The organism is Blastococcus sp. DSM 46786, from assembly GCF_900109665.1.
In the GTDB taxonomy this organism is placed as follows: Bacteria; Actinomycetota; Actinomycetes; order Mycobacteriales; family Geodermatophilaceae; genus Blastococcus; species Blastococcus carthaginiensis.
On record NZ_FOAO01000031.1, the window covers coordinates 23,298 to 36,291 of the forward strand.

Sequence of the window (12,994 nt, forward strand, 5' to 3'; positions counted from 1 at the left end):
CCTCCGAAGAGAGCCATGCGCCCCTATCACAGTCCCCAGGCCGCGACCCCCCGCCTCGGGAAGGGGGTGCGCGGCCGGTGACCGAAGTGCTCTCGCTACTGCTCGGAGTGCTCGTCGTGCTGGCGATCACGGTCGTCACCGGGTACTTCGTGGCCCAGGAGTTCGCCTACATGGCGGTCGACCGGGCGACCCTCGCCGCGCGGGCGGAGGCCGGTGACGCCGCTGCGAGACGCGCCCTGAGCGTGACCCGGCGGACGTCTTTCATGCTGTCGGGCGCACAGCTGGGCATCACCGTCACCGGGTTGCTCGTCGGCTACGTCGCCGAGCCGCTGATCGGCGACTCGCTGGGTGCGCTGCTCGGCGGCGTCGGGGTGCCGGCGGCGGTCGGCGTCGGCATCGGCGCGGTGCTCGCGCTGCTGTTCTCCACGGTCGTGCAGATGCTGTTCGGGGAGCTGTTCCCGAAGAACCTCGCCATCGCCCGCCCGGAGCCGGTCGCCCTCCGGCTCGGCGCCTCCACCGCCGTCTACCTGACCGTCTTCGGCTGGTTGATCCGGGTGTTCGACCAGGCGTCGAACCTGCTGCTGCGGGCGCTGTGGATCGAGCCCGTCCACGACGTGGAGCACGCCGCCACCGCCCGGGACCTGGAGCACATCGTCGAGGAGTCCCGCGACCGCGGGGATCTGCCGGCGGAGCTCTCGATGCTGGTCGACCGCATCCTCGACTTCCCCGACCGCGACGTCGAGCACGCGATGATCCCGCGCCCGCGGGTGGACACCGTGCAGGACACCGACACCCTCGGCCACCTGCGCGCACTCATGACCCACGGCCACTCGCGCTACCCGGTGCTCGATGCCGGGACCGGCGACGTCGTCGGCGCGGTGCACCTGGCCGACCTGCTGGCCACTCCTGAGCCGGACACCGCCGGGGTGACGACGATCGCGCGGGAGTGCCCCGTCGTCTCCACGTTCACGCCGCTGCCCGAGGCGCTGCGCCAGCTCGCGGAGGCCGGCGAGAAGATGGCCTGCGCCATCGACGAGTACGGCGGCTTCGCCGGCATCGTCACTGTGGAGGACCTCGCCGAGGAACTGGTCGGCGAGATCACCGACGAGCACGACGAGGAGCGCCCGGAGTACGTGCCGGTCGTGGGCGACGGCGTGTGGGAGATGGCCGGTGACGTGCACGTCGACGAGGTCGAGCGGGCCCTCGGCGTGGACCTGCCGCGCGGGCACCACGAGACGATCGCCGGGCTGGTCATCGCCGCGGCCGGCGCCCTGCCCGGGCCCGGCGACCGGCTGACCATCGAGCTGCCACCGGACCCGGCCGACCTGGTGCACGCCGACGAACCCGCCCCGCGGCACCTGCACGTCGAGGTGCTCGACGTCGAGCGGCACGTGCCCGCGCGCGTCCGCCTGGAGCTGCCCGACCGGGCCGGTGCGACCAACGGACGGGAGAGGACCCGATGAGCGAGAACCCGTGGGTGGTGCTCGCCGCCACCGTGGTCATCGTGGCGCTGTCGGCGTTCTTCGTCGCGGTGGAGTTCGCCGCGCTGGCGGCCAAGCGCCACCGGCTGGAGGAGGCGGCGCCCGGCAGCCGCTCGGCCCGCGCGGCGCTGCGCAACTCCTCGGAGCTGACCCTGCTGCTGGCCGGCTCGCAGCTGGGCATCACCGCGGCCACCCTGGCGCTGGGTGCGGTCAGCAAGCCGGCGGTGCACCACTGGCTCACCCCGCTGTTCGAGTCGTGGGGGCTGCCGCTGGTCGCCGCCGACGTCGCCGGGTTCGTGCTGGCGCTGCTGGTGATCACGTTCATCCACCTCGTGGTCGGCGAGATGGCCCCCAAGTCGTGGGCGATCGCCCACCCGGAGCGCTCCGCGACCCTGCTGGCGGCGCCGATGCGGGTCTTCATGGCGGTGTTCCGGCCGCTGCTGCGCGTGCTGAACACCGCCGCCAACCGGCTCGTCCGCGCGGTCGGGGTGGAGCCGGCCGACGAACTCGCCGTCGGGCACAGCCCCGACGCGCTGCGCCACCTGGTCGAGCACTCCGCCAACGTCGGGGCGCTGGACGCGGGCTTCTCCGCGCAGATCTCCGGCGCGCTGGAACTGGAGCGCATGACCGTCCGGGACCTCGTCACCGCGGACGCGCCGCTGGTTGCGGTGCCGGGTGATGCGACGGTGGAGGCGGTGCGGGAGGCCACGCGCCGGAGCGGGCACCTGCGCATCCTGCTCGGGACCCGGGCGGAGCTGACCGGTGTGGTGCACGTCCGCGACACCCTGGGCTCGGCTGCCGGGGTGGCGGCGGCCGGGTTCGCGCGCCCGGTGTTCAGCCTGGACGCCGGCACCACGGTGTGGGCGGCGCTGGCGGCGATGCGCGAGACGCGGAACCACCTGGCCGTCGTCAGCGAGGGCGGTTCGGTGCTCGGGGTGGTCACCATGGCCGACGTGCTGCACCGGCTGCTCCCCCAGCCGGCGGCCGCCGAGCCGGCCGGCTGACCCGCGGTCACCGGATGCTCTGCCTCTGATCACCATCGGGAGCAGAGGCAGAGCGTCGCCGACTTGGCCCTCGGCGGGCGGCCTCGTGTCGTGAACTAACCCCGCCGACCGGGCCACCGCCACGCCCTCGGGTGGCGGCGCGCTACGCTCGTCGCGGCTCGGCAGCCCGGCGGATCTCGGTCCCCGGGCAACTCCGATGTCGAGGGAGTTCGCTCCCTCGCGCCGCCACGCGGGTGGACTGTGTGAGAGAACTCCGGACGCCCTGGTCACGGCGGTGTTCTCTCACGCCTTCAGCACCCGTAGGCCCATGATCCCGAACGCGTAGCGGCTCGGACGCCGAACGCGTAAGACGGGCCGGGGCCGCGCCGACCCCTCAGCTGGCTTGATGTGAGCACCTGCTCCGCCTCGCACCCTGCACCAGCGGGACAGCAGGCCGCTCGGTCGGTCCGACTGGTGCCCTGGGTTCGCAGCTGTGGCCCAGAACCGTCGGTGGACCCAGATACCGTCGCCTGCGGAGCACCACTGACCGCGCGCGCCAGGGAGAGGAGGACCTACTCATGAACCCTGAGTACGCCAATCTGACCGACCTGGAGCACTGGGCGGACAGCGTCGCAGCCAGACCAGAACTCCCGACACTTCTGCGACGGCTCATCCTTTCGACCGTCGGCGTCGACGTGATGCGCGCGCCGAGCGGTGACGCCGTGGGCGAGCACGGCTGGGACATCGTGCTCGACGCCCCGACCGCGCGGGGGCCGTGGATCCCCGCCGGCGCATCCCGCTGGGAGGGCGGCGTCGGGGCCGACCCACAGAAGAAGGCGCAGTCCGACTTCGCGAAGCGCACGAAGGAGACGCTGCCGAACGTGCAGGCGACGCAGACGTTCATCTTCTTCACCCCTCGCCGCTGGGACGGCGACGAGTCGCAGGCATGGATCGACCGGAAGTTCACCGAGAAGATTACCCACTGGGCGGGCATCCGTGTCGTCGACGGTGTGCAACTCGTGAGCTGGCTGGAGACCCAGCCGGGCGTCCACATCTTCGCCTCCGAGCTCGTCGGTAAGAAGCCGACCGAGGTCGAGCTGCTCAGCCGTCGGTGGGCACGATGGAGTGCGGAGACCGCACCAGCCCTTCCACTGGAGGTCCTGCTGGCCGGCCGAGCCGACAAGGCCGCGGCCCTGACCGACGCCCTCCTCGGGCCCGCGACCGAGTTCCGGATCGGCAGCGACACCGTCGCCGAGTCGCTGGCCTTCTTCGCCGCGGCGATCCCCGAGGCGCTGCTCACGCGCGCCGTCGTCGTGACCGGCGCGGGCGGGTGGCTCCGGCTCGCCACCCACAGCGAGCCGCTCATCCTCGTGCCCACCTTCGATGACCCGGATGTGCCGCGAGCTCTCGCGGCAGGCCATCACGTCCTGATCCCGGAGGGGCCGCGCTCGCGAGAACGGCTGCCGCGCATCGAGATCCCGGCGGCGGCGGCCGCCTTCGAGGCGGTCGGCGTCGAGCGGCAAGCCGCCTCCGACTACGCCCACGCCGCTCGCCGAAGCCTGAGCGGACTACGTCGGCGCCTGGGGCGAAGCGGCCCTCTGCGCGCACCGGACTGGGCGGACGGCTCCGCTACCGCCGTCCTCGCGCCGCTCCTGCTCGCAGGCGCCTGGGTCGACAGGCAGCCGGCCGGCCTCGCGGAGGCCTCCGCCAACACGTCCCCGGCTGACCTCGCTGTCCTGCATGAGCTCACCGACACCGGTTGGCGTGGCCTGAGCCGTTCGCTGCAGCCGTTCGTGAACCGCGCGGATCCTCCGTTGCGGGTCCAGGCCGGGCGGTGGGAGTTCCTTGACCTCGTCGACGCGTGGGAGCTGCTCTTCCCCGCCGTGACGGGAGTCGACCTGGCCACGTTCCACGAGCTGCTGGTCAAGGTCATCACCGAACCGGACCCCGTGCTCGACCTGCCTGCCGAAGAACGCATGTACGCCGGCATCAGGGGGGTACGGCGTACTCACTCCCCCACTCTGCGAGCGGCGATGACGCGCACGGTCGCGGCGCTGGGCGCGGTCGTGGGCGAACGGGTGATGCAGGACGGCAACTCGGGCCAGGACCACGCCAACGTCGCGGTACGTGCGCTGCTCGCTGACGACGATCCGCGGGCATGGACCTCGATCGCGGACCTGCTGCCGGATCTGGCGGAGGCGGCGCCGACCGAGTTCCTGGCCGCCGTGGAGCGCGCGCTCGACGCCCCCGGCGATCCACTGGCCGCACTGTTCGCCGCAGACGCCGGTGACCCTGGCCTCTCGGGGTCCGGTGCCCGGCACCACCACCTCCTCTGGGCACTGGAGCGCCTGGCTTTGAATCCCCGGTACGTCGGGCGCGCTCTCATCGCGACCGCCCGGCTCGTAGAACTGGACGACGACCGCAGCAAGGGCAACACCCCGATGGGCAGCCTGCTCGAGTCGCTGCATCTTCTGCGCCCCCAGGCCGCGGTCACCCGCGCCACGCGCCGGGACACCCTGGACCTGCTCCGCGGGAAGCACCCCGATGTCACCTGGCGCCTGCTGGTCCGCCTTGTGCCCTGGACCGTCGGCGGGGGCATCCTGATCCGGGGCAAGGCCCGATGGCGGGACTGGGAGGCGGTGAGTGAGCCCACCCCGAGCGCGATGTTCGAAGGTCTTGAGGATGTCGCCGGTCTTCTCGCCGAGGAGGTCGGCAACGACCCGATGCGGCTGCGGGAACTCGTCGACGTCGTCCCCCGCGTCCCGCCGCAGGCCCGGACGAAGCTGCTCGGCGCCATCCGCGACGGCCTCTCCTCGGCCGAGGGCGACATCCACCAGGACATCGCACGACTCCTCGCCGACCAGGTGACCCAGCATCGCCGGTACGCCGACGCGGAATGGTCCCTTCCCGAGGAAGAGGTGGCCGACCTCGAGGCCCTCGCGCTCGAACTCGATCCGGCCGCGATGACAGTGCCCGATGTCGACTGGTTCGCGTACTGGCCGCGGCGCGCGATGGACGACGACAGCCTGACGCCGCAGGAGGCGCAGAACATCGTCGAACGCGAGCGACGAGCGGCGATCGAGCGACTGCTCGGGACCGGCGGCCTCGACGCCGTGATCCGCCTTGCGGGCGAGAGCCAGGCGACTTTCGCCATCGGCTCCCACCTGGCGGCGTTCGAGCTGGGCGACGACGAGCCGACCCTGGTGGCGCTCATCGCCGGACCGGAGCCTGTCGCGCAGGCGGTCAGGGGCTACGTCGCCCAGAGGTTTCGGACAGGCGAGCTCGCCTGGCTCGAACACGCCCTCGGGGGGGCGCCGTCCGAGGAAGTGGCCGCAGAGATCCTGCGCAGCTGCTCCCCGTCGCCGGACATCCTCGCGCTCGTCGACGGCTCGTCGTCCGAGGCTCAGGCCACCTACTGGGAGCACCCACCCATCCACGGTGTCGCGGACCAGTATCTGCCTGCCTACGTCGAGCGACTCCTTGCGCGAGACAGGCCGTGGACGGCTCTCGCAACCATCACCCTTCACCGACACACCGAGACGCTCACGCCGGCGTTGACGGAGCTCGCGCTGCGCGTGCTCGAGTCGCTCCCTTCGACGGAGCAGGACGCCAGCGAGATTGCGCCGAAGCTCCAGTACCACTTCGGCCACCTCCTCGACGAACTGGACGCCACCGGCGCCGACGCCGACCGGCTCGCCGCCATCGAGTGGTGGTTCCAGCCGGCGCTCAGGCACGTTCGCCAGCCGCGGGCTCTGTACCGTCAGCTGGCCGAGAGCCCGGAGCTGTTCGTGCAGCTGGTCGTCGCCGCCTTCCGTTCCGCGAGCGCAGCTGACGATGACGAGAACGCCGACGACGAGACCGCCGGGTCGGACGCATCCGACCGCAACCCACAGGTTGGCCAAGCTGCGTTCGACCTGCTCCGGTCGTGGCACGTGCTGCCGGCGACGAGCACCGGAGCGATCCTCGACGGCAGCACCCTGGAGATCTGGGTCGCCCGTGCCGAGGCGCTCCTGACCGAAGCAGACCGAGGGAAGATCGGCCGGTACTGCATCGGCGAGGCGCTGGCCGGGCCGGTCACCGACGACGACGGCACCTGGCCCAGTGCGCCGGTGCGACACGTCCTCGAGGCCCGCGCTGACCCCACGCTCGAGGAAGGCCTGTACGTCGCGCGGAAGAACCAGCGGGGAGCCACCACCCGGGGCTTCCACCACGGTGGACAGCAGGAGCGCGACCTCGCCGAGCAGCACCAAGCGTGGGCCGACCGAGTTCGCTCGAAGTGTCCACGGACGGCGACGCTCCTGGATGCCCTCGCCGAGGGGTACAGGGGGGAAGGACGATGGCAGGACGGGCGTCAGGACGGCCGCCTCACATAGGCGTCGCGGACCACGGGGGTCGAAGCCAGCAGGCACGCCACGTAGGCACGCTGGCCAGCGCTCCCGCCGTTGGCACGTCACGGACGGTCCGGGTCCGCATGGGGACTTCTAGCTGGTGCGGCGTCCAGCCCCACAGCCTCCCGTCGGTCACGCGGCGGCTCCTGTCCGTGCATGGGGCTACAACTGTCTGCGTCGTCGGCGATCTTCATGGCGCGGGCGCGTCCGGGCGGAACACGGCCGCTCGACCGGGACGGAGGTAGGCGATGGGGCTGCGACCGACACACCTCGGCTACGCCTACCAGGACCTGCTCACCGCACTTCGTCTCGTCGACCTCATGCTGGGCCGGGCGACGACCGTCATCGTGGACACGAAGGCGTTCAAGGGCGACCGGTTCGACGACGTCACGTCCGCATGGGCGGCTGGAGGCCGCCAGCGGCTCCAGATCAAGCACACTGCACACGAGCGGGACCTGACGTCGTCAACCTTCACGGGTGACCGCCGAGGCCTGCAACTGGACGAGATCGTCACCTCGATCGACCAGGACTTGCGCGACCACCCCGGCACGTCCTACCGGATCGTGCTGCGCGACAGAGAACCGCAGGAGCCGGACCTGGGCACGGTGCTCATGCCGGTCGCCCCAAGCACAGATCCGGGCCCGGTTCTGCACGGCCTCACCAGCACCCGCATGCGGTTCGATCCAGAGGCGCTGCTGGCGGCGGACCCGTGGCGATCGACCCTGGCCAGCATCGACGCAGACGTACTCCGCCGCGTGTGCGACGTGCTGGTCATCGACGTCGGCTTGCCCCCCTTCTCCCTCGACATCCGCAACCCAGGGCCGGCGGAACAGGCACTGCTCCGACGGGTCGCCGACGAGCTTGGGGCAGGTCGCCCGCCCAACCAACACCGGACGCCGGAGGACGTGGCGCTCTCTCTCATCGAGGCGGCGAAGGCGGCGCGCAGCATCAACGGCACGGTCATCGCGCGCGACCTAGCCCCGCGGCTTGATCTGGCAGTGGACTTCGGCGCCGTCCACGAAGGCCACCCGGTGGACCCGACCGTCGCCATCGCCCGGCCGTCGGTACTCGACATGTTCGGCACGGCCGTCGACGAGGTGGCGAAGGAGGGTGGGGTCCTCGTCCTCACCGGCGCCCCCGGTGCCGGGAAGTCGTGGCTGTGCGAGCAGCTCGCCGACCGGCTCGGCGACGAGGAGTGGCTCGTCGCCCGCCACCACTGCTGGCTCGGCGCGGCCGACGCGCAGCGGGGCGAACGAGTCCTGACCGAGGTCGTGATCGGCAGCCTGATCCGCCAGCTCGAGACAATGGCACCGGCCGCAGTCGCAGAGGTGCGCCCCCGCTTCGCCGCGACTCGGGAGACGCTGGCCGCGGCGGTCGCCGCGGTACGACATGCTTCTCCGGAACGCCCAGTCATCCTGATGGTCGACGGGCTGGACCACGTCACGCGTGTCCTCGGCCGCACCGAGGGGGCAGCCTTCCGAACCCCAGAGGATCCGGCGCGCCGGCTGGTGGACGAACTGGCGCAGCTCGAACTCCCGGTCGGTGTCGTGCTGCTGCTCGCCAGCCAACCGGGTGAGCACCTCACCCCGATCAACGGCACACCCCTGACCGTCCCCCCGCTGAACCACAGCGAGACGCGACACCTAGCGGAGCGGCTCGGCCTCCTGGCGGCGTTCGGCCCGGCCCCGGCTGGACGGGAGGACATCGGTCGCAGGGACGCTGCCGTCGACCTGGTCTACGCCCGATCCCGGGGAAACGCCCTGTACGCCACCTACCTGTGCCGCCAGGCCATCGGGCCAACCCCGGGCCTCGACGGCGGCCGGCCGCAGGCGGCCTCGACCGTCGACCCCCTGGACCGGCTGCGGGAGGTGCCAGCCACCGCGGACCACCTCGACGACTACTACCGGTATCTCGTGCGTGGGCTCACCGATGGTCAGCGCGCCGCGGTCAGCCTGCTAGCCGTCTGCGACTTCGCTGTCACGCCGGACGAAATGCGGGAGATTTTCCCTCAGTTCGCGCTGGTCCCGTCGGCTCTGTCGACCGTTGCGCCCATCGTCTCCCAGCAGCCCGGCGTCGGCGGTCTGCGCATCCACCACGAGAGCTTCAGCCGCTTTCTCCGAGCGGAGGCCGATGCGGCCGGTGTCGCCGAGGTCCGCGCGGCGGCTGCCGCCTGGCTCATGGGCCGCGGGTTCTTCGTGGACGCCCGGGCGTTCCGCCATCTACCCGAGCTCCTCGTAGAACTCGACCGCGACGACGACCTGATGGCCCTGATCGGACCGGACTTTCTGTCCCGCGCGATCGCCGGACTGCAGCCGCCCACGGCCATCACGCATGTCCTCGACCTCGCGGCGCGGCGCAGCGCAGCCCGCCGCGACTGGCCGGCCCTGGTCCGTCTCGTGGAGCTCCGAGGCGCCGCCGACACCTACGAGGCCGACGGGATCCCCGACACCATCGTCGACTACGCCGATGTACTCGTCGCGCTCCTGGGCCCCGAGACCGTGGCCGCCAGGCTTCTCTACGAGGGTGTCCCGACCGTGCCTGCTCGGTGGGGCCTGCAGCTGTGCGCCGCGGTTGACGCCGCCGGCGCCGCTGCCCCGTGGGACACATACCTGACCGCCTGGGAGGAGACCCAGGACCACGACAACGTCCACTACGGCCGCGACAGCGACGATGACCTGCACCTGGCGGTGCAGCGGGGCCGACTGCGGCTCCCCGGACGCACGGACGACGAGGAAGACACCGACGATGCCGACGAGGTCAGGCCGGAGGGCATCGCGGGGCGCCTCGCGAACCACCTGGCCGAGGACAACCTCCCGCCCCTGCCGCGCCTGCTCGACGTCCTCATCGACGGCCTCGGTACGGCAGCGCTGTTGGACGCCGCCCGGCTCATCGACGACTCGACGCGACGCGCCGAGGTACTTCTCCACCTCGCCGACGTCGCAGCCGCTGGCCAGCACGACCTCCCGTCTCCACGGGCACTCGCCACCGAGGCATGGGACTGCTCCCCCGACACGGACCCTCTCCGGATGCTGCGGCACGGCGTGCCCGCCCCCGACCTCGCCCCAACCATCCTGGGCACCGACATCAACGCGACGCTGCGTGACACCACGGCCGAAGTGCTGCGCGAAAGCAGCGTTGACCGGCCGGCCGTCGTCCGACGATGGCTCACCCAGGTCACCCTCGCCCGCGAGATCGACCCGCAGGCGCCCACGCAGCTGCTTCCGGACCTGGAAGGTGTCGGGTTCTACCGTGCGTGGCTGCGCTTCACCGTGACCACCGTTGGCCTCCGGCGCGATCGGGACGCCGGCACGATCCGTCCGGACGCCGCGTCCGCGGCCGTGCGGGTCGCCCTCGACCGGCTCTCCGAGTCAGCACAACCATTCACAGGTCGCCCCCGCGCCTCCGACCTGTGGTCCATCCACGGGCCGATGCACGAGGTCCTCGAGGAGGCCGTCGCGCTCCTGACTGACGCGGACCTGGAGCCGGCACTCGTGTCGCTGACCGCAATCAGCGACGGCACCACCACCACCACGAACCTGGGAACCAACCCCTCCGGGCCGCTCATCACCACCGACCTGCTCGCGATGCTCAGCCGCACGGTCGACCGGACGGGCGCCGCCGTCGTCCACCGGCTCACAGACCAGATGCGCCGCACCGAGGTAGCAGGAGGCACCTACTACCCGCAGCTCGCCGCGTTCGAGCTGGAGATGGCCCGCATCAGTCTGACCGCGGGCGACCGCGACGAAGCACTCCAGTGCTGGCAGCGGGCCTCGCACTACATGGCCTGCTACGGCAGTCACAAGGACGCCACGATCTACGAGCTGCTGAATCCGTTGTCCGACCTCACCGCCGCCGACCCTGAACAGGGGCGCCGCAGGCTGGCCCGCGTACGCCGCCTCACCTACCTGGTCCGGCACCACACCAATGGGCGCGGCACCTCACAGACGCCCATCGACTGGTGGCGTCAGCTGGCCGACCTCGATCCCGAGGCCGCGGCGCTGCTCGCCGCGGAGGCTCTCCTCTCCGAACCGGGCCTGGAGGATGCCCGAGCCGACGCCGCACATCGGCAACTGGTGGACAGCCAGGCTGCTGACGCCGACCCGGTCATCCTGGCCGCTCTCCGAGTTGCCGCCGGCCCCGGCGGTCGTGACGTCGACGGCGATGTAGCGCTTCTCGACCGACTCCATGCGCTGCCCGCCGACGACCCGGCCCGGGCCGTCGGCGTTCTCCCGCTCTTGGCGAACGCGATCACCGCTACGTACGACGACCAGCCGCTGATGCACGCCTCCGAGGCAGAAGGTCCCGAACCCACAGCAGCCCTCCGCGACGCGGCACACCGGCTGGGCGGTGACGGGCCGTCGCCGGAACCCCGCCCGGCCGGGACTACGCGCCGCTCCCCCTGGGACAGCCCTGTCCGACCCAGCCTCTCCCAGGTCCTGCAGGCCGCCCAACGCCCGTTGCTACCGCCGGGTGCTAGGGGCGCGGTTGACGCCGTCCGTGATCGCGCGACGAAGCCGTACAACGACGATCCCGCGGCTCCACGCTGGGCGGCCGACGCAGTGGTCAACGCGGTGGGCTGGCGGCTGCTGGAAGTGGCCGCCGACGACGGCCAGGAGGCCGCCATCCGGCTGCTCCACAGGATCACGGAGGAGTTCGGCCCTCTGGCTGACACCAGCGTGCTCGCCGAGATCGCTGCTGGGCTCGAACTGCGGCGCGACCTCACGTCAGATCCCCTCGACCGCCTGGCCAGCGCCGCCTACGCGCTGGCCTTCACCAAGATCCGGGGTGGCGGCGGTTGGCTCACGTTCGCCGGCCGCGACCGTCCGGATCTCTGGCGGCGCGCCGTCGAGTTGGACGCCGACATGGCGGCCACCATCCTGGCCGGCCAGGTCCTCTCCGCCATCGAGGGCAGTCGTTATGGAACCCGAGGCATCACCCAGGCACTCGTCGCGGCGTTCACCGCCCAGTCCCCCGATCCAGCCAGCCCCGGCCCGCGCAGCGCTTTCGCCTGCTGGGACACCGCCTTCCAGGTCATCGCCCACCGGCTCCCAGGCAGCACCCCCTACGACGACGCCGAGACGTATGAGCCCGCGACGGCTCCTGTCTCCCGATCGACCACGGACGTTGCGCTGGCCCGCCTCGCCCTAGCGATCGTCGCCATGCCAACCCGCGCCGACCGTCGCCGGGCCCTGGTAGCCGCGACCGTGCTGCTCGCCGCCCGCCCGGCCGAGGCACAGGCCGCGACTGCACGCGTCCTCGGCGCTGACCTCGGGGCCGGTCCCCTCACATGGCTGCTCGCCGTCGTCCCCGAGGGCCTTCGAGACGCACCCCTGACCCACGACCTCGCCGCGCAACTGACCGTCCTTGCCCGCGGCGACCAGCTGTCCGTACGGGCACTGGCCGCTGAGATCTTGGCGCGGGCAGGTCGGCCGGTCCCCGCCCCTCCGGCCACGGAGGCTCACCCGACTCTTCAACGGGCGATCGCCGAGTCCCTCACCGACAGGCCCCGATGATCGACCACGCGAAGGCCATCGCCGAACAACTCCTGGACGAAATCCTCAGTGACCGGCTCAGTACGGCCGGTGCTGCCCCTGGACTGCGTGAGGCTGCCATTGCCTTGGCGGTGGCGGCGCTCGAGACCGACGACTTCGAGCAGTTGATCCGCGAGCAGCTCCAGCAACTTCGCCATCCGAGCAGCACGGCCATCCCAGACGCGTACCTGGCGGACGAGGCCGTCGTCGAGAATGCACTGCAGCGCGCTGCCGCGGGGATCCGGCTGGCCATGGCACAGGGCGGGCGGATTGTCGATGCCCCGGCGTTCGAGCGCCGCGCCGCCCGCCGCCTAGGGCATGTCTCCTAACCGCTTGAGCCAGAGGGTGACCGCGCGCAGGACTGCTGCGGCCCGGTAGACGACGGCGAGCTTGTCGTAGCGGGTGGCCAGGGAGCGCCACTGCTTGTCCTCGTTGAAGGCGCGTTCGACGACGTTGCGTCCGCGGTAGCGCTCTGCGTCGAAGGCCGGTGGTCGTCCTCCGCGGCTGCCCCGACGTATGCGGTGGCCCTTCTGGTCATCCCGTTCGGGGATGCAGGCGCCGATGCCACGCTCGCGCAGCTGGGTGCGGATCGCGCGTGAGGAGTAGGCCTT

6 protein-coding genes are annotated in these 12,994 nt (G+C 71.8%); 5 read left to right on the plus strand and 1 reads right to left on the minus strand.

The features are described from left to right. Positions 1–77: 77 nt before the first annotated feature. From BMW62_RS21150 to BMW62_RS21170, 5 genes are all read left to right on the plus strand, one after another. Entirely contained in the window at positions 78–1,463 is a 1,386-nt protein-coding gene (locus tag BMW62_RS21150; RefSeq protein WP_091935383.1) for a hemolysin family protein, read from the plus strand. Next, positions 1,460–2,485, plus strand: coding sequence for a hemolysin family protein (locus BMW62_RS21155; RefSeq protein WP_091935386.1), 1,026 nt, complete (start codon positions 1,460–1,462; stop codon positions 2,483–2,485). Before BMW62_RS21150 ends, BMW62_RS21155 begins: the two co-directional genes overlap by 4 nt. 557 nt (positions 2,486–3,042) lie before the next feature. After that, positions 3,043–6,837 (plus strand): NACHT domain-containing protein, encoded by a 3,795-nt coding sequence (locus BMW62_RS21160; protein ID WP_091935389.1) that lies wholly within the window; start codon positions 3,043–3,045, stop codon positions 6,835–6,837. A 263-nt stretch (positions 6,838–7,100) separates the two neighbouring features. Next, a complete protein-coding gene (locus tag BMW62_RS21165; protein ID WP_091935391.1) occupies positions 7,101–12,365 on the plus strand; it encodes an AAA family ATPase in 5,265 nt (1,754 codons plus the stop codon). After that, entirely contained in the window at positions 12,362–12,712 is a 351-nt protein-coding gene (locus BMW62_RS21170) for a hypothetical protein (protein WP_091935394.1), read from the plus strand. The genes BMW62_RS21165 and BMW62_RS21170 overlap by 4 nt, the downstream gene beginning before the upstream one ends. On the opposite strand, the gene BMW62_RS21175 is transcribed toward BMW62_RS21170, so the two are convergent. Next, positions 12,695–12,994 (minus strand): transposase (locus tag BMW62_RS21175; RefSeq protein WP_139206297.1); only part of this gene is annotated, 300 nt, incomplete at its 5' end. The two genes, BMW62_RS21170 and BMW62_RS21175, sit on opposite strands and share 18 nt — an antisense overlap.

Bases quoted from the DNA above. Each gene is read 5' to 3' on its own strand.
- BMW62_RS21155 (WP_091935386.1), top strand. From the start codon at position 1,460: ATGAGCGAGAACCCGTGGGTGGTGCTCGCCGCCACCGTGGTCATCGTG.
- BMW62_RS21160 (WP_091935389.1), top strand. From the start codon at position 3,043: ATGAACCCTGAGTACGCCAATCTGACCGACCTGGAGCACTGGGCGGAC.
- BMW62_RS21165 (WP_091935391.1), top strand. From the start codon at position 7,101: ATGGGGCTGCGACCGACACACCTCGGCTACGCCTACCAGGACCTGCTC.
- BMW62_RS21170 (WP_091935394.1), top strand. From the start codon at position 12,362: ATGATCGACCACGCGAAGGCCATCGCCGAACAACTCCTGGACGAAATC.